Here is an 18917-nt window from a genome sequence, read left to right on the forward strand (position 1 = left end):
CTCATTCCTCCCCGAGGATCTGCGGGACGAGGAACTTGTCGTCCTCGGCGGCCGGGGCCGAGGCCAGTGCCTGTTCGCTGGACAGCGTCTCGCCCACCACGTCGGGGCGCATGACGTTCGTCAGCGGGATGGGGTGGCTGGTTGCGGGCACGTCATCGCCGGCCACTTCGTTGACCCTGGCGACGTTTCCCAGAATTGTGCTCAGATCACCCGCGAGCGATTTCAGCTCGTCTTCGCTCATGGCGATCCGAGACAGTGAAGCCAAATGCTCCACCTGTTCGGGGGTGATTGCGGAAGACTCCGTCATTCCCTGCCTTTCATCGTCGTTTTCACTCGCCCCCAGTCTAGTCTCTCCGCCGGACGCGGTTCCGTCGGTGCACTGTGACCTTCCCCCATTGCTACCTGACGGCGGCCCAGCTACCTCGCGCGAGGTTGCTGGGCCGCCGTCAGGTAGTAATTATCAGGGGGTGAGGCGTTCGGGCCAGGTGCGGTCGCCGTGGATGTACGGAGCGATGTCGGCGAGGACGCGGTCCGCGTCGGCCTGAGTGAACTCGCCGGCCGAGACTCCGGCCTGCAGGTCCGCGGAGAGATCGGCGATGCGGGTCTGGGCGTCAGCCGTGGTGGCTGCGACGAGCTCGGTGCCCGTTGAGAGTGCGCCTGCTGCTTGGGTGCCGGTCGAGAGTGCGCCCGCCGCCCTGCTTCCGGTGAACGCCGTTCCATTCGCCGAGGCGGTGCCGTCCGGGAGTGTGCCGACTGCACTCGAATCATCGACGATGGTGCCTTCGATGACCTCGTGGTCGTTCGTCGAATCGCCGACGAACGCGGTCGCCGACTCCTCGGTTCGCGCGGTGACCGGAGCAGCCGGAGTGCGCATCGAGGTCAGTGCCGGCTGAGGATTGCGTTTCGTACTGTTCGGTCCCGGGTTGAGAACCAGGTCAGCCAGGCCGGCCGTCACCGGCACTGCGGTCAGGGCCGCGGCAACGACCACGCATGTACCGGCGAGGACTTTGGGGATCCATCTCATGTCCCACACTCTTCCACTCGAAGCTGTCTCTGAGCTTGACTGAGTCTGAACCCCGACTTCGAGTTCGGTCACGAATGGGTACACAGCCACACCATGGAACCTCTGGGATCCGGGATGTATTCCCCTCAGGCACGAGGCTCAGTGAACGGACTCTTCTCAGTCGAGGCTGCCGGTCTCCAGCAGAACCCGGAACTGATCCTCGTCGAGGACGGGCACGCCCAGCGACTCAGCCTTCTCCAACTTCGACCCGGCGTTCTCACCGGCGACGACGTAGTCGGTTTTCTTCGACACCGAACCCGCCGCCTTGCCGCCGGCGCCGAGGATCGCCTCCTTGATTCCGTCGCGGGTGAACGAGCTCAGTGATCCGGTCGCCACGATCGTCAGCCCTTCGAGGGTCTGCTCGGCGGCCTCGACCTCGTCGTCTTCCATCCGCACTCCGGCGGCTGCCCAGGTCTCGACGATCTCGATGTGCCATTCGATCTCGAACCATGCGCGGATGCTCTGAGCGATCGTCGTCCCGATGCCCTCGACGGCGGAGAGCTCCTCTAGGCTGGCCTCACGGATGGCCTCAAGGGTGCGGAACTTCGCGGCCAGTGTCCGTGCGGCGGTCGGTCCGACATGACGGATCGACAAGGCCACGAGCACCCGCCACAGATCCTGGTCCTTCGCCTTCTCAAGCTCGTCGAAGAGCTTCTTCGTGTTCGCGCTCGGGGCGCTCGGCTTCTTCGCTGTCCCGCGGGTGTAGAAGTAGGGCACGAGCTCACGCTCACCGGTCTCCACACCCTTGACCTTCTTGTTCCTCCAGATCTTGACATCGGCCAAGTCCTCCGGAGTCAGATCGAAGAGGAAGGCCTCCGAGGTCAGCGGTGGCGTCTCCGGTTCGGCCGGTGCTGTCAGCGCCAAGGCAGCTTCTTCGCCGAGGGCTTCGATGTCGAAGGCCGCACGGGAGGCGAGGTAGAAGATGCGGTTGGCCAGCTGCGCCGGACAGGACCGCGAGTTCGGGCACCGCAGGTCCTTGTCGCCTTCCTTCTGCTCACCGAGCTCGGTTCCGCAGGACGGGCAGTGGGTGGGCATGACGAATTCATGTTCGGTTCCGTCTCGCAGGGCGGCGACCGGACCGAGCACCTCGGGGATGACATCTCCGGCCTTGCGCAGGGTGACGGTGTCGCCGATGAGCACACCCTTGCGTTTGACCTCGTAGCCGTTGTGTAGGGTCGCCCGCTCCACGGTCGATCCGGCGACTGTCACCGGTTCCATCACGGCGAAGGGGGTCACTCGGCCGGTCCGGCCGACCTGCACCTGGATGTCGATGAGCTTCGTCGTGACCTCTTCGGGCGGGTATTTGAAGGCGGTCGCCCACCTCGGTGCGCGTGAGGTGTAGCCCAGCGTCTCCTGCACGGCGATGTCGTCGATCTTGATGACGATTCCGTCGATCTCGTGGGTGACGTCGTGGCGGTGTTCGCCGTAGTAGGAGATGAAGTCTTCGATCTCGTCGACGGTCTCGAGGACCTTGAAGTAGTCGCTGATCGGCAGACCCCACGACCGGAACTGTTCGTAGACCTCGGACTGGTGGGCCGGTTCGGGGTGCGAATCGTCGGCAGCAGTCCACACGGCGATGCCGTGGACGAGCATGTGCAGAGGCCTGCGTGCCGTGACCGCCGGGTCCTTCTGCCGCAGCGAACCGGCCGCGGAGTTCCGGGGGTTCGCGAAGGGGGCCTTGCCTTCGGCGACGAGGGAGGCGTTGAGTTCGGCGAAGTCCTCGACGGGGAAGAACACCTCGCCGCGGATCTCGACCTCGGCCGGCGGATGCTCGGTGTCGAGGTGGTGCGGGATGTCGGAGATCGTGCGCACATTTGCGGTGATGTCCTCACCGATGCGTCCGTCGCCGCGGGTCGCGGCCCGCACGAGTTCCCCATTGCGGTAGAGCAGGTTGACGGCGAGCCCGTCGATCTTGAGTTCGCAGAGGAACTTCGACTTCACCGAGGTGGCCGACCGCACCCGTTCATACCAGGCACGCAGTTCGTCATAGTCGAAGACGTTGTCGAGGCTGTACATCGGACCGATGTGTTCGACCGGGTCGAAGGTCGAGGTGTCGACGACGCCGCCGACGGTCTGCGTCGGTGAGGAGTCGGTGACGAGTTCGGGGAACTTCGCCTCGAGGTCTTCGAGACGATGGACGAGCTCGTCGTACTCGGCATCGGAGACGAGCAGGGAGTCCTGATAGTAGGCGGCGCGCAGCTCCTCGATCGTCTCCGTCAGCTGCGCATGGACCTGGGCACGTGTGGCCGCATCCGACAGGTCTGCGTTCTGCAGATCGGGCGCCGACGCTTGCGCCTTCGAGTCAGCGTTCTCCGGTGTCGTGGTCATTCGATCTCCTCAAGAGCCCGCCGCAGACCGGCGGCGATGGTCATGGTCCCCCGATTGCGCTCGGGTCCGATGCCCTGTTGGTCCTCCAACAGCGGCGGGTAGGTCATCGGCAGTTCGGGCCCGGCGATGATCCCGAATTCGCGCAGACTCGCGACCCCCATGCCGATGCGCGACCACGGGGTGCGGATCCGCTCGCACCAGTGATTGACCGCGTCCGATCGTCCACCGGCCTCGGTCGGCAGCTTGATCCAGGTGCCGAGCCCCGCCTCGGCGAGGATCGCGAGCTGCTCCCAGCTGTGTGTCCTCAGGCTAGCCAACGGCACTGACACGGAACGGGCACCGGTGCGGCGGACCGCCTCGGCGGCGGGGATCTCCTTGCCCTGCAGGCGCAGAGGGTCGAGGTTCGGCAGCGCGAGCACGGCGGGTGGGAGGTGGCGCAGGGTGGATTCGAGGGCCGCCCACACCTGGGTTTCGCTGATGGCGGGCAGGCTCGCCCACCCGGACACCGTCGGCCAGGTGCCGGTGAGGACAGGGTTCAGGCGGGATTCGACGAGGCGGACCGTCGGCTGCATGCCCAGGCCCGCGATGCGGTCGGTGAACGCGGCGATGCCGAAGGCGTAGGCCTGGACGACGTCGCGGCGGGCGCCGTAATCGCCGAGGACGCGGGCGCCGGAACTCAGGCTCAGCGCGGTCACCAGCGTCCACGGTCCCGGCAGACTGATCTGGATCTGTCCGGGCCGGGAGGCCCCGTACTCGGCGATCGCGTCGAAGGCTTCGATCAGGGCCGAGTCCTCGAGTCGTTCGTCCTTGCCCGCCGAGGCGGTCAGCCGCCATCCGTAGGACGTGCGGTCGACGTGGAGTTCGGTGAGCAGACCGACGGCACGGCCGATCGCGTCGGCACCCCACCGGCCCTCTGCCTGGTGAGCGGTCAGGGGCACCGGCGGCAGCTGGTCGGCGAGGACGTCGAAGCCTGTGGCCGCGGCCTCGCGGACGGGGCTTGTCGCGATGTAGCCGCGGCGCGGATCACGGGCTCCGGGCAGCCAGATTCCTGTGGTCGTGGCAGCGGGCAGAACGAACGTCGGGATCTCGGGGGTGGCCGCCTCGGCGAGGGTGTCACCGGGACGGTCGCGATGGGGACGGTCACGGTCTGACCGATCGGACCGGTCTCTGTCGGAACGATCGCTGTTCCGGTCGCGGTCGGGTGTGCGGCGATCAGCCATGCTGGTGGGCGTGGGGGATTCCGAATACGTCGACATAGAATCCGAACTCGCTTTCCAGGGAATCGATGATGGTCTCGGCGCGGACGAAGCCGTGGGATTCGCCCTTGTACAGACGGTAAATGTACTCCACTCCGGCCAGTTCGAGTGTATCGACGAACTCCTGGGCCTGGGAGGGTGGGACGATCGGGTCACGGTCGCCTTGCATGACGGCCACGGGCACGGTGATATCGGTGGTCCGGCGGATCGGCGAACGGGTGATGTATTCGTCCTGGGCGGCGGGCCAGGGGCCGACGAGTCCGTCGATGTAATGGGATTCGAAGTCGTGGGTGTCGACGACGAAGCGCATGAGGTCGGTGACTCCGAAATACGAGGTGCCGCAGGCGAACACTTTCGTCGAGGCGAGGGCGGACAGCACGGTCCATCCGCCCGAGGAGGCTCCGGAGATCGCGATGCGGTTCGGGTCGGCGAGTCCGGCTGCGACGAGTCCGTTGACGGCGGCGACGGTGTCCTCGACGTCGACGACTCCCCATCCGCCGCGCAGCCGGTCACGCCATGCGCGACCGAAGCCGGTCGACCCGGCGTAGTTGACTTCGAGGACGCCGATTCCCTGGGAGGTGAAGTAGCTCGTGCGGGCCGTCATCTCCGGGGTTGCCTGCCCGGTCGGTCCGCCGTGGATCGAGACGATGTAGGGCGGGAGTTCGTCATCGGGGGCGGCGAAGCGGGGATTGTGCGGCGGATGGATGACGACGGGCACTCCCCCGAGCTCGCCGACCTGCGGGCGGGAGTAATAGCCCTGGTGGGTGTCGAGGCGTTCGCTGGCGATCTCGGTGAACAGTCCGGTCACCCGATCGACGGCGTAGAGGACTCCGGGACGCCGTGTCGATTTCGCCGTCAGCAGCAGGTGGGTGCGTCCGAGGTCGAGGAGCTCGATCGTGCCGAAGGTCTCCCCCGTCGTGTCGATGGTCTCCCAGGGAGTGGCGACAGGGTTCGGTGCGGCCGGGTCGGAAGACGGTGAGGACTGGTCTGGTTCGAGCGCGACGGGACTGTCAGTGAGACGGCGGCGCACGAGTGTCGCGGTGGCCCCCTGCGAATGCGCCCACACCTCGTCGCCGTCGTTGAGGTGCCACCTCGTGCCCAGCTGCCAGAGGGCACCGCCGATCTCCTCGCCGGTGTCGATGACCGGACGCAGACGGTCGATGTCGAGCTGAGCGGGAGCCGGTGCGTGGCGTGCGTCGGTGACGATGGGGCGCCTGGAAACGGGGTCGATGTCGAGGCCGTACAGCGACCAGTGACCTTCGTGGTCGGAGATGACGTGAAGCGAGGAATCGGAGGTGAACTCCGGCTGGAGCAACGAGATTCCCGGGTCGGTCGGGCTCGGCATCCCCGGATCGGATCGGCGCGGGCGTTCGACGCCGTCACCGCTGAGCACGGCGACCGCAGGGGTGGCCGGAGTGCGCACATCGACAAGCCGCAGAGTCGTTCCGTCCCAGGGCATGTTCGGGTGCTCCCAGCCGATGAATGCCAGGGTGCTGCCGTCGGGCGACAGCCTGGGCCAGGCCATGAAGTGGGAGTGGCTCGAGAGCACATTCGTCGTCCCGTGCTTGGTCAGCAGCACAATGGCGCGTTCACGCCGGGTAGACCGGCAGTCCTCACGCACGCACAGCAGACCCCACGGACTCATGTGCAGATCTCCATAGCGGATCCGCCCCGAGGTGTCCGGGGTCAGGGCGTGCGGGGCACGCCCCGGAATGATCTGCCAGACGCGCTGATCAGCGGCGTTGACGAAGTAGATGACCTCGCTGCTCTGATCGAGAGCCCACGAGGCTCCCCCGTATTCGTGGACGGCGGAGCGGATGTTGAAGCCGGAAGGAATGACCTGTTCGCTGTCTCCCGGACGCGACAGCGAGGTGCGGACGAGTCCGGTGCGAGCCTTCTCTGTGGGGATCTTCGTCGAATAGAAGATCTCATCTCCGCGGAAGGCGGCATCGAAGATCGGAGCAGCACCGGCAGCCACCTCAGCGGCGTTGAGAGGCGAAGACCAGGTTCCATAAGGTGCCGTGACGACATCTTGGGGAAATTCCTTCATGCCCCCAGAGTATCGTCAGTGGCCGACATCGGGCCCGAACTCGTCGCTTAAGTGAGGTGAGGCAGCTCAGGCGTCGGCGAATTCCGGTGCCGGGGTGATGCGGTCCTTCGCCGTGGAGTCGATGGTGGCCTGGCCGAGCACGCGAGTGCCGCGGTAGATCACCATGGTCTGGCCCGGGGCCACTCCGGAGAGCTCCTCATCGACGTCGACGTGCATGAGCTGCCCGGCCGGACGTGCGGCGGGCACCTCGACCTCGTCGATGATCGGATTCGCCTCATGCTCGGGTGCCTCGGCGACGAAATCGCCGAGCCAGGCACGGGCCGGAACCGGGTCGGCGTGGGCGCGGATCTGCACTTCGCAGTCGATTCCGGTCTCCGGGGTGTCCCCCATATCCGACGGAGCCGCTCCGGCCCAGGAGGTGCGTATGCCGGTGAGGTGGGAGACCGCGAGATCGGCGCGCGATCCGACGGTGACGGTGTTCGTCGCCGGGTCGAGGCCGGTGACGAAGCGCGGCTTGCCATCGGCAGCGGGCTTCTCGATGCCGAGGCCCTTGCGCTGACCGATCGTGTACGTCATCGCTCCGTCGTGACGCCCAAGCACTTCGCCTCCGGAGTCCTTGATGAGTCCCGGACGCATCGGGATCTTGTCGGCCAACCAGGCCTTCGTGTCCCCGTCGGGGATGAAGCAGATGTCATAGGAGTCGGGCTTGTTCGCCACGGAGAAACCGCGCTCGGCCGCCTCGGCACGCACTTCGGCCTTCGACGCGGTCGCACCGATCGGGAAGTAGCAGTGCTCGAGCTGATCGGAGGTGAGCACACCGAGGACGTAGGACTGGTCCTTGGCCAGGTCCTCACCGCGGTGCAGTTCGGGTCGCCCTTCGTCATCGCGGAGCACCTCGGCATAGTGACCGGTGGCGATGGCGTCGAAGCCGAGCGCCAGGGCGCGGTCGAGGAGGGCGGCGAACTTGATGCGCTCGTTGCAGCGCATGCACGGGTTCGGGGTGCGGCCGGCGGCGTATTCGGCGATGAAGTCATCGACGATGTCTTCCTTGAACCGCTCGGAGAAGTCCCAGACGTAGAAGGGGGATGTCGAGCATCCCCGCCACGCGGTGGGCGTCGCGGGAGTCTTCGATCGTGCAGCAGCCGCGCGATCCGGTGCGCAGGGTGCCGGGCATCCGGGACAGGGCGAGGTGGACGCCGACGACTTCGTGTCCAGCGACGGCACGTGCCGCGGCTACAGACGAATCGACTCCGCCGGACATGGCGACGAGTACTCTCATGATGCTCCTTGCATCCATCGGGGTGTTGCCGAAACCATCCCGGCTCGGCGTGCCTGGTCGACGACCTCAGGCAGGGCCGCGAGCAGGGCATCGACATCGGCTTCGGTCGTATCGTGACCGAGCGTGAAGCGCTGAGTGGTGCGGGCGCTGTCCTCATCCATCCCGCACGCCAAGAGCACATGGGAGGGACGGGAGACGCCGGCAGAGCAGGCCGATCCCGTCGAGGTGGCCAATCCCCTGGCATCGAGACCGAACAGCAGCGAATCCCCCTCGCAGCCCGGGAACGTGAAATGGGCGTTGGCCGGCAGGCGGTCCGCTCCGCGCGGGCCCGAGAGCACGGCACCGTCGATGCTCGATTCGATTCCCGCGATGAGGCGGTCACGCAGCGCCGACAGTCGTGCCGACCGGGTCTCGAGGTCGGCCGTGACGAGGTCTACGGCGGCGGCGAAGGCCACGGCACCGGCGACGTCGAGGGTGCCCGAACGCACGCTGCGCTCCTGTCCCCCGCCGTGGAGGATCGGAGTCGGGGTCGCCCCACGGTCGAGCAGGAGTGCGCCGATGCCGACGGGACCGCCGATCTTGTGCGCGGTGATCGTCATCGCCGTCGCCTTGAGCGCAGCGAAGTCGAGCGGAATCTGCCCGAGGGCCTGCACGGCGTCGATGTGGAAGGGAATGCCGAGGTCCGCGGCGACTTCACCGATCGCAGCGATCGGCTGCAGAGTGCCGATCTCGTTGTTCGCGGCCATCACGCTGATGAGCGCGGTGCGTTCGGGATCGCGGCGCAATTCAGCGGTCGCCGCGTCCAAATCGAGACGCCCCGCCGAGTCGACGTCGAGGTACACGGCTTCGGCGCCTTGCGCCTCCAGCCATTCCACGGTCTCGAGGATAGCGGGGTGTTCGATCGTCGTCGTCAGCACCCGCGGGCGTGCGGGCGCGGTGAACGTCCCGTTGTTGCGAGCGAGGTAGAGGCCCTTGAGAGCGAAATTGTCGGCCTCGGTGCCTCCCGAAGTGAAGATCACCTCCGACGAGGTGGCCGCACCGACCGCGCGGGCGATGGCCTCGCGTGCTTCTTCGATGCGCATCCGTGCCGCCTGTCCGACCGCATGCAGGGCCGAGGGGTTGGCCCGACGAGCCAGCTCCTTCGTGTACACCTCGAGCACCTCGGCGGGCATCGGCGAGGTGGCTGCGTGATCGAGATAGATGGGCACCCTGCAATTTTAGGGCGTGAGCCAGGCTACGGCCAGGATCCGTGCGGCATCTCACCTGCCAAGCGACACATCCGGACGAGTTGCCGGCTGGTATGGCCGACTAAACTGGTCTCCGTGTTCACCGTTTTCACCATCGTCCTCTATGCCGCCACCGGCATCCTGACCCTGTGGTCGATCGTCGAGACCATCCGCAACCGCCCGGCCGGCAAGGCTCTGCTCGGCGGTGCCGCTCTGCTTCTGCTGCTGCTCATCGTGCAGCTGATCATCTCGATCGCGACCTTCGGCTCCACACATGATGTCGACCCGCTGCTCTACTTCGGCTACATCATCACAGCGATCATGGTCATGGCGCTGGCCGGGTTCTGGGCGTTTGCGGAACTGAGCCGTTGGGGGCCGGGTGTGCTGGCCGCGGCAGGACTGACGGTGATCGTGATGATCGAGAGATTGGACCAGATTTGGCAGTGACCAGGCGCAATCGGTTCGGCGGAGACTCCGCCGACGATGCGGACTCAGCAGGCAGCGCGAACGCGGCGGACAACCCGGACTCCTCGGCCGCCTCGGCGAAGGGAAAGACGGGACGGTCACCGTTCTCGGCGATGCATACCGGACCGGGACGGGCGCTGACGGCGGTGTACGGGGTCTTCGCGCTCTCGGCCACGGCCCGGGCGGGCTACCAGCTCATCCGCGAATTCGACGTCGCGCCGATCGCGTATTCGCTCTCGGCGCTGGCAGCGGTGATCTACATCCTCGCCACGGTCTGCCTCGTCATCGGCAACCGCATCTCACACCGGATCGCCGTCGCCGCCTGCGCGGTCGAGTTCGTCGGCGTCATCGTCGTCGGCATCCTCAGCCGCACCCACCCCGAGGATTTCGCGAAGCCGTCGGTGTGGTCGAACTTCGGCAGCGGCTACGGCTACATTCCGCTGATTCTGCCGCTCATCGGCCTATGGTGGCTGCTGCGCGTCGGCCGCCGCGCGAACCGCGACTGAGCGGCGCATGAGCGGGTTCAAAGCTCATATGCGGTGATCGTGATCAGCGCGTATGAACTTCGAACCCGCGGGTGCTGACACGACGAGCGAACTGCAGCCCCGGGTCACTCCACCTTGGAGGAGATGACGTTCCAGTCGGTGGCCACCGCGGTGAGCTCGTCACCGGTCTTCATCAGCACATAGGGGTGTGCAGTGTCGACCTTGATGGTGTCGCCCTCTTTGTCATTCGTCTTCACGGCCTCGACGGTGTCGCCGAGGTCGAGAGCGTAGTCGGACGGCGCCTTGATCGTCAGCGTGCAGCGGACTTCGCCCATCCCGATCGCACCGTTCTCGGTGCTCAGGGTCATGTCCTCGAACTTGAGGTCCTCATAGGGCTTGCAGTCGACGTCGACCTTGTCGAAGCCGGAGTCCTTGTCCCGCAGGTCACCCACGTAGTCGCGGAATCCCTTGAATCCGCCTTCCTTGAGCCCATCGGGTCCCCCGGACTTCGCCTTGCCGTCGACGAGGAACGACGAGACGTCTCCGGAGGCGGTGGTCAGATCGCTCGAGAATTCCTCCGGTGCCTCTTCCACGGCTCCCTGATCGTCGGCCATGAGCGCCGGAACCTGATCGGTGGGCACATACGATGCCTGGCGCACGAGGGGGTCGGTCGACGCCGATTCCCGCGTTACCAACATCACCTGGGTCAGCTGCTTGTCCCCGTCCGTGGACTTCTTGTCCGCGGTGCCGAAGGCGTAGAACCACATCGGGTATTCGGTGAAGCTCGGGCTGCCGGCGACGACCTCGGTGAAGTTCGGTGCGCGCAGCTTCTGCTTCGCGTTGTCCGCGATCTGGATCTGCGCGCGGGTGTGATCGATGAGCGGTGCCGCTTGGATCTTGTCGAGGTCGGTGCCCTTGTCGCCGAGGGTCTTGTCGAGCGATTCCGTGTAGTTCGTCATGAACTTCCCGGCCTCACCGGGGCGCACCGCGGTGCGCTCGTACGGGGTGACATCCGGGCTGCTGGGTTTGGCGATCGGCATGTTCGCGCAGCCGCTGAGCACGAGTCCCGTGCCTATCATCGCGGCCGTCACCGTCCGCAGGGACCGACGGTTCCGCAGATCCCGTCGCCGAGGCGGCGCTGAGCTTGCGGTTCCCGGCTGTACCGTCGAGATCGGCTGAGTCGCCGGACCTGGCTCGCCCTTGCCCGCGCGGTCATCGGCCGCTGACTGGCCGCCTCGGCGGGGGTTGCGTTCGTCGGGGCCGCTTCCGCCGCCATCCGAGCCGCCGCGGCCGTTGCTGCCGCCGCCATCGGATCCCCTTTTGCCCGAGCGACCGACGTCCTTCTTGGGCGGGCGGATGCGTGAGGACCACCAGCGCATGAAGAAGAACACCGAGAATCCGGCGAGGAAGATCGTGCCGGCAATGCCGAGCAGGCTGAGTGCGAACACGCCCTTGACGCGCATCTGGAGACTCACCGTCGTTCCGTCGAGACTGTCATCGGAGTTCGCAGGGGCGATGACGAGCACCTGCGGTTCGGCATCGAGGTCGAAGGTTTTCGCGACCGTCTTTCCCGTGTCCGTGCTGATCCACCAGTCACGGTCGGTGATATCGGCCTCCGGCTTCGCATCACCGGGAGTGAACCGGTGGGAGGCGGAGTTCGGGAACGACACATCACTGATCTGCTCCTGCGCCACCCCGTCGAGGTAGCTGTCGGCGTCGACGCCGCTGGCGGTGCCGACGAAGAGCTCCGTGCCCTTCGAGTTCTTCGCCGTCACGGTCACGCTCGAGCCGGAATAGGGCACGATCGCTTCGTCGAGGACGACGGCGTACGCCCCGTCCTTGACCTTGAAAGCGGGCGTCTCGGTGATCTCGTCGGTGCCGACGACCGAGAGCGCAGAGATGACCAGTCCGGCGAGCGTGAGTGCCGCTACGCCGAAGAGGATGGCGGTGATGAGTCGGATTTGCTGGATCAGAACAATGCCCTCATGAGTGCGGTCCGTGCCTTGGTCACGGCTGGGTCGTCGGCGCCGAGGACCTCGAACAGGTCGAGGACCCGCAGGCGCAGGGATTCCTTCTCATCACCCGCGGTGGTGCGGATGAGAGAGATGAGTCGGTTGAAGGCGCTGTCGGCGTTGCCACTGACGATCTCGGCGTCGGCGGCGGCCTTCGCGGCTTCGACGTCCTGGGGGTCGGCTTCGGCGGCGGCGATGAGGTCGGCCGGTTCCTGGTCGATGAGTCGGCGGCCCAGACCTGCCCGTGCGAGACCGAACTTCGCCTCCTCGTCGGCCGGAGAGTTCGCCAGTGCGGCCTTGAACAGGCTCTCGGCGGTGTCGAAGTCGCCCTTGGCGAGTGCCTCCTCGGCCTCCGGGTGGGCGGGACCGGCCGGTTCGGGTTCGGCTCCCCCGACGGCCGCATAGCCGGTCACACCGTTCTCACCGGCGAGCTTGAGGAGTTCGTCGAAGTACGCCTGGACCTGCGGTTCGGGCAGAGCGCTCTGGAACAGCGGCACGGGCTGGCCCTTGATGAGGGCGACGACCGTCGGGATCGACTGGACGCCGAATGCCTGCTGCAGACGCGGGTTCGCATCGACGTCGACCTTCGCCAGCACCAGGCGTCCCCCATAGGAGGTGACGACGCGCTCGAGGACCGGGGAGAGCTGCTTGCAGGGCTCACACCATTCGGCCCACAGGTCGATGACCACGGGCACGCGGTCGGAGATCGCGACGAGGCTGGTGAAGGTCGATTCATCGACGTCGAAGACCAGGCCCGGAACGGCGACCGCGTTCGGGTCCTGACCTGCCTGGCCGCCGGCGCCACCGGCGCCGGCACCCGCACCGGCCGCCTGCCCGCCCTGGTCGGCGGGCATATTCTTGCTGCGCACTGCCGACAGGTCGAGTCCCTGGTTGGGCTGCGTATTCTCCTGCGAGGGCTCCATTGACACGTGGTCTCCTTTGTGACGCGGTCGGTGGGCTCGGTGAAAACCGTGACGCACCTGATCCATGTTTATCCAACAGAACGTATCAACATCGGTGCGCCCACGGCTATTTCCTCAGCCGTCAGGGAAGGAGCGCCACGGTGCCGACCCGTCCGCCTCAGCCTGCTTCGGCCCCGGCGAGTGTCTCGAGACCGCCGATGAGCTTGACCTTGCCGTCCTTGGGCACGAGGAAGGTGAGCACCTGGGTGGTCTTCGTCGTCACAGGCTGCTGGGTCGACCCGGAGCCGACGAGCTCCTTCTGCGGCGACGACAGCGACAGGGTGCCGGTGCGTCCTTCCTTCGATTCGGGACTGATCGTCGATTCCGCGTCGATGACTCCCGTGACGATGGCGGCGTCACCGGCGGTGCCTTGGGCGACGAGCTCCTTGCCCGGGGTGTACTTGTAGTCCACTTCGGCCTTGCCTTCTTCGGCGCTGGCCTTCTGATCCTTCTGGTTCTTCCAGATGGACTTCGAGAAATCATCGGACTCGAACTTCTTCGCTTCCTTCGAGTCCGCTCCGCTGCCGAGAGCCTTCGCGTAGTCGGCGACGGCCTTCTCCGGAGTCGTGACGAAGTCCTTGGATCCTGGTTCGAGCATCTTCGCGCCCTGACGCGAGTCGGGCAGTTCGGGCAGCTTCGTGCCGGCCGTCAGCTGGGTCTGCGACCACAGTTTGTAGTCGCTGCGCGGATCCTCCTGGGTCAGCACCAGCAACTGCGAGTTTCCGCCGGCGGAGGTGATGAGGCTGGTCACGCGCGGCCAGGCGTCGGTGGCGGAGGTGTAGTTGGCGACGATCTCTTCGCTGGCCACTGCCGGCGCCATCTTCTGATCCTCGACCTTCTCCTTGACCTTGTACAGGTCTTCCCGCTGCTTGAGCGCGGGTCCGGTCGCACGTTCGGCCAGTGCCTTCTTATCGGTCTTCTTGTCCGCGGCCTTGACGTCGGCGGCCACGGAGTCGAGGATCCGCTTCGCCTGGTCGTCGGTGACTCCCGCGGCCGCTGAGCTCGGAGCCTCGGAGGGCTCGGGCTTGGGCAGCTCTTCCGGCCCGCAGGCGCTGAGCGCGAGCACGGGGACGACGGCGAATGCGGTGCCGTACTCGGCGAGCTTGCGGCGGCGCTCCTGGCGAGCCTTGCGCCGGTTCGCTTCCTTCTTCGAATTGTTCGCGCCGAGGAAGAGGAGGACGACGCCGACGATGAAGATGACACCGCCGATGATCATCAGCGGGAGCGCCCATGGGGTCTCGGCATGGTTGGGCCAAGTCAGGGTCACGGATTCGACCTTTCCGGCTTCTCCGTCGCCGGCGACGAGGAATCCGGTGCGGTTGGCGTCGTCGTTCCATTCCAGTTCCACCGAATCGGTGCCGGTGACCTCGGACTGCCACAGATCGGCCCCGGCGGGGTTGGGAACCTTGCCCTCGCCGTCGGTGCCCTTGACCGTGAGCTTGCCGCCTTCGGCGATCCCGGTGACGCGATCATAGGCGGACTGTCCCGCCCAGGCTTCGACGTTCTCGATCGGAGCTTGGGCGATCGTGAGATCACCGCTGCCCTCGACCGTCAGGGTCGCAGGCGTTTCGTAGAGGTTGAGCATTCCGGGGTCGACGATGACTGCCGGTTTGTCGGCGTCGATCTGTGCGGTGGCAGTGATCGTATCCTCCGGCGCCCACAGGGTCTTCTGCAGGATGCCGAGGCCACCGACGACGACACCCACCACCATGAGAATCACAGCGATTGTGTAACGCACGTGCGAACCTTCCCTCAGCCGAGCAAAATGGCACCCCTCGTTCGGGGACACTCCAAGTTTAAGTCACTTACCGGACATCGCCTTTGTGCGCACACTCAGTGTGTGTCGACGTTCACAGGCACTCCCCTCCCCCGAACGTCACCGAGGCGGCCCTCCGACAGCCGTCCGTGCCCCGTCCTCCACCCTCGCCGAGGCGGGCGCGATCCCGCCCGCGGATGGGCACCGATTCGGTCCCGGAATGTCCCCAACACCGCCCCCTGCCCTAAGCTGGGCGGGTGAGCAACAACAGAATTGTGTGGATCGACTGCGAAATGACCGGCCTCGACGAGGTGCGGGACGAACTCATCGAGGTGGCTGCGATCGTCACCGACTTCGAGCTCAACCCCCTCGACGACGGAATCGACATCGTCATCAAGCCCTCGGCGGATGCACGGGCGAACATGAACGAATTCGTCACGAACATGCACACCACCTCGGGCCTGATCACCGAACTCGATGCGGGCACCACAGTCGCCGAGGCGCAGACCCGAGTCCTCGAATACGTGAAGAAGCATGTCCCCGAGGCCGGCAAGGCACCGCTGGGAGGGAACTCGGTCGGCACCGACAAGGTGTTCCTCACCAAACAGATGCCCGAACTCGTCGAGCACCTGCACTACCGGATCATCGATGTCTCCTCGATCAAGGAACTGTCCAAGCAGTGGTTCCCACGCGCCTACTTCCAGGCACCGGCCAAGCACGGTGGCCACCGTGCACTCGGAGACATCATCGACTCGATCATCGAGCTCCAGTACTACCGGAAGGCCGTGTTCTCCGCCGAGGGGCCGAGTTCCGATGAGGCGAAATCGATTGCCGCCGAGGTGGCCGAGGCCTACCCGAAGGCGACCGACGAGGACTGACCGCCGCCTTCCGAGGCGATCGTGAGCACAGCCCGGTTCCGCAGCTGCGGAACCGGGCTGTTCATTCTCTGAGACCAGCCGGATCTGAACCCGAGCGTTCGATATGATGGTTTCATCATGCCATTGAATCAGCTTCAGCGACCCCTGTACGAGGTCAAGGCGAACCTCTTCAAGGGCCTCGCCCACCCCTTCCGCATCCGCATCCTCGAGCTCCTCTCCGGCAACGACGAGGTCAGCGTGGCCGATCTGCAGGCCGAGACCGCGCTCGAGGCCTCGCACCTCTCGCAGCATCTCGCAGTGCTGCGGCGCCACCGTCTCGTCGAATCCGAACGTCGGGCCAGCCATGTCTACTACCGTCTGGCCGACCGGCGCACCGCAGAGCTGCTCGCGGTGGCCAGGAGCCTGCTGCTGACGATGCTCGAAGACGATGAGCAGCGACTCGCCGAAGCCCGTTCGCTGCCAAAGATCCCGGGCGCGGATACGGCATGAGCCCGACATCTCCGCTGCGCCGCACCCGATCTCTGCTGCCGTCGGTCGCCGACTACCGTGAGACCCGCCGCTCCTGGCCGAAGGACCTCCTCGCCGGCGCCACTGTCGGCATCGTCGCCCTGCCCCTGGCTCTCGGCTTCGGAGTCAGCTCCGGGCTCACTGCCGATCAGGGACTCATCACCGCAATCGTCGCAGGCTTCCTCGCCGCGGTCTTCGGCGGATCCCACCTGCAGATCTCCGGTCCCACTGGTGCCATGGCCGTCGTCCTCGTGCCGTTCGTCGCCAGCCACGGCGCCGAGGCCGTCATCGCCGTCACCCTCATCGCCGGACTCATCGTCGTCGTGGCCGGACTGCTCCGGCTCGGCCGGACGGTGTCCTTCATCCCCTGGCCGGTGATCGAAGGCTTCACCGTCGGCATCGCTGCGATCATCTTCCTCCAACAGGTGCCGTTCGTGACGGCCCCCGATGATCTGGCTCCGGGCGAGGTGAGCACGAATGCCTTCGCCGCCGCCGTGCAGCTCGTTTCGTCGGCGGACTGGTCGTATCTGCCCTACTCCCTGGGTGCGGTCGCGATCGTCGCCGTCTGCATGCTGCTGGCTCCGAAGTTCCATGAGTCGATCCCCGGATCATTGGTCGGCATCGTCGTCGTCACCGTGCTCGCCGGAATCGTGCCCAATCCCCTGGCCACGATCGAAGAGATCCCCCAGTCGCTGCCGACCCCCAGCCTGCCGGTCGTCGACCCGGCCTCCCTGCCGTCACTGCTGCCGGCGGCGGGCACGATCGCCGCGCTCGCGGCCATTGAGTCGCTGCTTTCGGCCAGGGTCGCCTCGTCGATGTCCGACGCCGGCGCCTACCAGCCTGACCGTGAGCTCGTCGGCCAGGGCGTCGCCTCGATCGGATCGTCGCTGTTCGGCGGCATCCCTGCCACCGGTGCCATCGCCCGCACCTCCGTGAACATCCGTGCCGGCGGTCGCACGCGCCTGGCCTCGATCGTCCACGCGGCCGTGCTGCTGCTCATCGTGCTGGTGGCTGCGGGACCGGTGAGTCGGATTCCGCTGGCGGCCCTCGGCGGAGTCCTCTTCGTCACGGCGGTCCGGATGGTCGATCTCAAGACGATGCGGTCGATTCTGCGCTCGACGAAGTCCGATGCCTTCGGGTTCGTCATCACTGCGCTCATCACCATCTCATTCGACCTCATCGTCGCCGTGGGCATCGGCGTCGTCGTTGCCGCGGTCTTCGCTCTGCGGAAGCTGTCGTCGATCACCTCGGTGCGCATCGAACGACTCTCGGAATCAGAGTCCGAGTATCCGGGTGCTGAGAGGATCGCCATCGTCCATTTCCACGGACCGCTGTTCTTCGCCTCGGCCGACCGCATCTCGGATGAGGTTCTGAGGCTGCGGGGAGTCGAGGTCGTCGTGCTGCGCATGTCGCAGCTCGAACTCGTCGACGCCACCGGCGCACACATCCTCACCGATATGGTCACAGCCTTCGAACGCCGCGGGATCACTGTGCTCATCAAGGGCGTCAGAGACAGCCAGGCCGGACTGTTCGAACAGGTCGGGGTGCTCGCCGCACTGCGCCACCACAAGCATCTCTTCGATGAGCTGCCTGCTGCCCTCGCCCATGCCCGCTCGCATGTGGAGCGGGCACGGCAGAGCTGATCGTGCCTCAGCCGGCCTTCTTCTCGGGGCGGGCGAAGATGTTCGACGGGAAGGCACCTGACTTCGCGATGACGCGCACCAGGTCACGGCTCGGTGAGAGCAGCGATTCGATCGTCTCGTCGTCGAGTGCCGACCATGCGGCTGCGACGGTGCCGTCGGTGAGGACTTCGACCTGTTCCTTCAGGTCACGTCCCGCCTCGGTGATGGTGGGAAGGTCGTACCCACGGTCGTCCTTGTCCACGGTGATCAGCCCCGCCTCGGCGAGCCTGGTCTGCGCGGTCTTCCATTCCGCATCGGTGTAGCCGCGCGTCTTCTGTGCCGCTCGCGGACGGAATCCTGCACCGGTCGCGACGTCGAGCATGAGGGCGTCGATTCCGGGCACGCCGGCGGTGACGAGTGAGGCGACATGGCCGTCGCCGCGGAATTCGCGGGCCACGGTCGCCACGTCCCACATCCTCTCGAACGCGGTGGCCGCCTGGTGGCCGCCGATGACGTCGGCGGTGGCCGCGGCCAGTGTGCGGCCGGAGAAGTCCATGGCGGCGAGCACAGGAGCCAGCGTCTCCGTCATCTGGTGGGCCGCCTCGGTGAGCAGGGCGATGTCGTCACGGTCGCCGAAGAGTTCGGCCATGAATGCGGACACGGCGTCGAAGCGGGCCTGGACCATCTGCTCCGGGCTCACCGTCTCCCACAGTCGCGGCAGCAGATCGGCGACGAAATTCGGGGAATAGTTGTAGTACGCGGCGGACACGACTCCGGGATTCACCCGCCCCAGCGGCGCCGAACGCGCGGCCATATTGCCCTCGACTCCGGGTTCGAGTCCGTACTTGGCGTATTCGGCGCCGACCGTCTGTGAGAAGTACATCGACGAGTGGAAGGAGTTGATGCGGGCCGAGACCGTTCTGATGTTCTGTGTGCGCTGGGAATCCATATCGTCATCCTATGGGCGGTCCCGTCCCAGGTAAATGGGTCTGCACGTGCATCGTCGCCGCTCTGATCGGCGCCGGAGA

15 protein-coding genes and 1 pseudogene are annotated in these 18917 nt (G+C 66.2%); 5 read left to right on the forward strand and 11 right to left on the reverse strand.

All coding sequences use genetic code 11. The features are described 5' to 3' along the window. Position 1: 1 nt before the first annotated feature. The 7 genes and pseudogenes from gatC to GUY30_RS11785 form a co-directional block, all read right to left on the reverse strand. Positions 2-307, reverse strand: a complete 306-nt coding sequence (gatC, locus tag GUY30_RS11755; RefSeq protein ID WP_062862017.1) for an Asp-tRNA(Asn)/Glu-tRNA(Gln) amidotransferase subunit GatC — start codon at positions 305-307, stop codon at positions 2-4. Between the two features lie 153 nt (positions 308-460). Continuing rightward, a complete protein-coding gene (locus GUY30_RS11760; RefSeq protein WP_167197687.1) occupies positions 461-1024 on the reverse strand; it encodes a hypothetical protein in 564 nt (187 codons plus the stop codon). A gap of 156 nt (positions 1025-1180) precedes the next feature. Further along, a complete protein-coding gene (gene ligA, locus GUY30_RS11765; protein ID WP_167197690.1) occupies positions 1181-3391 on the reverse strand; it encodes an NAD-dependent DNA ligase LigA in 2211 nt (736 codons plus the stop codon). Beyond that, complete coding sequence (locus GUY30_RS11770) at positions 3388-4611, reverse strand: uroporphyrinogen decarboxylase/cobalamine-independent methonine synthase family protein (RefSeq protein WP_228281280.1); 1224 nt, start codon at positions 4609-4611, stop codon at positions 3388-3390. The genes ligA and GUY30_RS11770 overlap by 4 nt, the downstream gene beginning before the upstream one ends. Further along, positions 4604-6697, reverse strand: coding sequence for a S9 family peptidase (locus tag GUY30_RS11775; RefSeq protein ID WP_167197694.1), 2094 nt, complete (start codon positions 6695-6697; stop codon positions 4604-4606). The genes GUY30_RS11770 and GUY30_RS11775 overlap by 8 nt, the downstream gene beginning before the upstream one ends. A gap of 66 nt (positions 6698-6763) precedes the next feature. Continuing rightward, positions 6764-7976: pseudogene (gene mnmA, locus GUY30_RS11780) on the reverse strand (tRNA 2-thiouridine(34) synthase MnmA). Then, positions 7973-9184, reverse strand: a complete 1212-nt coding sequence (locus tag GUY30_RS11785) for a cysteine desulfurase family protein (RefSeq protein ID WP_167197697.1) — start codon at positions 9182-9184, stop codon at positions 7973-7975. The pseudogene mnmA and the gene GUY30_RS11785 overlap by 4 nt, the downstream one beginning before the upstream one ends. A 114-nt stretch (positions 9185-9298) precedes the next feature. On the opposite strand from GUY30_RS11785, the gene GUY30_RS11790 reads away from it, so the two are divergent. Both GUY30_RS11790 and GUY30_RS11795 read left to right on the forward strand, forming a co-directional pair. After that, complete coding sequence (locus GUY30_RS11790; protein WP_139468900.1) at positions 9299-9649, forward strand: hypothetical protein; 351 nt, start codon at positions 9299-9301, stop codon at positions 9647-9649. Positions 9650-9780: 131 nt separating this feature from the next. Further along, positions 9781-10173: a hypothetical protein gene (locus GUY30_RS11795; protein WP_167200957.1), complete on the forward strand. Its 393-nt coding sequence runs from the start codon at positions 9781-9783 to the stop codon at positions 10171-10173. A gap of 104 nt (positions 10174-10277) precedes the next feature. Here GUY30_RS11795 and GUY30_RS11800 read toward each other — a convergent pair whose 3' ends face one another. The 3 genes from GUY30_RS11800 to GUY30_RS11810 form a co-directional block, all read right to left on the reverse strand. Then, positions 10278-11954 (reverse strand): hypothetical protein, encoded by a 1677-nt coding sequence (locus GUY30_RS11800; protein WP_228281281.1) that lies wholly within the window; start codon positions 11952-11954, stop codon positions 10278-10280. A gap of 167 nt (positions 11955-12121) precedes the next feature. Then, complete coding sequence (locus GUY30_RS11805) at positions 12122-13087, reverse strand: tetratricopeptide repeat protein (RefSeq protein WP_167200961.1); 966 nt, start codon at positions 13085-13087, stop codon at positions 12122-12124. 157 nt (positions 13088-13244) lie between these two features. Further along, complete coding sequence (locus tag GUY30_RS11810; protein WP_228281282.1) at positions 13245-14864, reverse strand: DUF8094 domain-containing protein; 1620 nt, start codon at positions 14862-14864, stop codon at positions 13245-13247. A gap of 311 nt (positions 14865-15175) precedes the next feature. Between GUY30_RS11810 and orn the strand changes: the two genes are divergently transcribed. The 3 genes from orn to GUY30_RS11825 all read left to right on the forward strand — a co-directional run bounded on the left by orn (position 15176) and on the right by GUY30_RS11825 (position 17910). Next, positions 15176-15760 carry an oligoribonuclease gene (gene orn / locus GUY30_RS11815; RefSeq protein ID WP_139909818.1) on the forward strand — a complete coding sequence of 195 codons (585 nt, stop codon included), beginning with the start codon at positions 15176-15178 and terminating at the stop codon, positions 15758-15760. Positions 15761-15877: 117 nt separating this feature from the next. Beyond that, positions 15878-16249: an ArsR/SmtB family transcription factor gene (locus GUY30_RS11820; RefSeq protein ID WP_062862026.1), complete on the forward strand. Its 372-nt coding sequence runs from the start codon at positions 15878-15880 to the stop codon at positions 16247-16249. Continuing rightward, complete coding sequence (locus GUY30_RS11825) at positions 16246-17910, forward strand: SulP family inorganic anion transporter (protein WP_167197700.1); 1665 nt, start codon at positions 16246-16248, stop codon at positions 17908-17910. Before GUY30_RS11820 ends, GUY30_RS11825 begins: the two co-directional genes overlap by 4 nt. Positions 17911-17917: 7 nt before the next feature. Here the strand turns inward: GUY30_RS11825 and GUY30_RS11830 are convergent, their stop codons facing one another. Beyond that, a complete protein-coding gene (locus GUY30_RS11830) occupies positions 17918-18838 on the reverse strand; it encodes an SCO6745 family protein (protein WP_167197703.1) in 921 nt (306 codons plus the stop codon). Positions 18839-18917 lie beyond the last annotated feature (79 nt).

Source organism: Brevibacterium pigmentatum (genome assembly GCF_011617465.1).
In the GTDB taxonomy this organism is placed as follows: Bacteria; Actinomycetota; Actinomycetes; order Actinomycetales; family Brevibacteriaceae; genus Brevibacterium; species Brevibacterium pigmentatum.

Bases quoted from the DNA above. Each gene is read 5' to 3' on its own strand.
- gatC (WP_062862017.1), bottom strand. From the start codon at position 307: ATGACGGAGTCTTCCGCAATCACCCCCGAACAGGTGGAGCATTTGGCT.
- GUY30_RS11760 (WP_167197687.1), bottom strand. From the start codon at position 1,024: ATGAGATGGATCCCCAAAGTCCTCGCCGGTACATGCGTGGTCGTTGCC.
- ligA (WP_167197690.1), bottom strand. From the start codon at position 3,391: ATGACCACGACACCGGAGAACGCTGACTCGAAGGCGCAAGCGTCGGCG.
- GUY30_RS11770 (WP_228281280.1), bottom strand. From the start codon at position 4,611: ATGGCTGATCGCCGCACACCCGACCGCGACCGGAACAGCGATCGTTCC.
- GUY30_RS11775 (WP_167197694.1), bottom strand. From the start codon at position 6,697: ATGAAGGAATTTCCCCAAGATGTCGTCACGGCACCTTATGGAACCTGG.
- GUY30_RS11795 (WP_167200957.1), top strand. From the start codon at position 9,781: ATGCATACCGGACCGGGACGGGCGCTGACGGCGGTGTACGGGGTCTTC.
- GUY30_RS11805 (WP_167200961.1), bottom strand. From the start codon at position 13,087: ATGGAGCCCTCGCAGGAGAATACGCAGCCCAACCAGGGACTCGACCTG.
- orn (WP_139909818.1), top strand. From the start codon at position 15,176: ATGACCGGCCTCGACGAGGTGCGGGACGAACTCATCGAGGTGGCTGCG.
- GUY30_RS11820 (WP_062862026.1), top strand. From the start codon at position 15,878: ATGCCATTGAATCAGCTTCAGCGACCCCTGTACGAGGTCAAGGCGAAC.
- GUY30_RS11825 (WP_167197700.1), top strand. From the start codon at position 16,246: ATGAGCCCGACATCTCCGCTGCGCCGCACCCGATCTCTGCTGCCGTCG.
- GUY30_RS11830 (WP_167197703.1), bottom strand. From the start codon at position 18,838: ATGGATTCCCAGCGCACACAGAACATCAGAACGGTCTCGGCCCGCATC.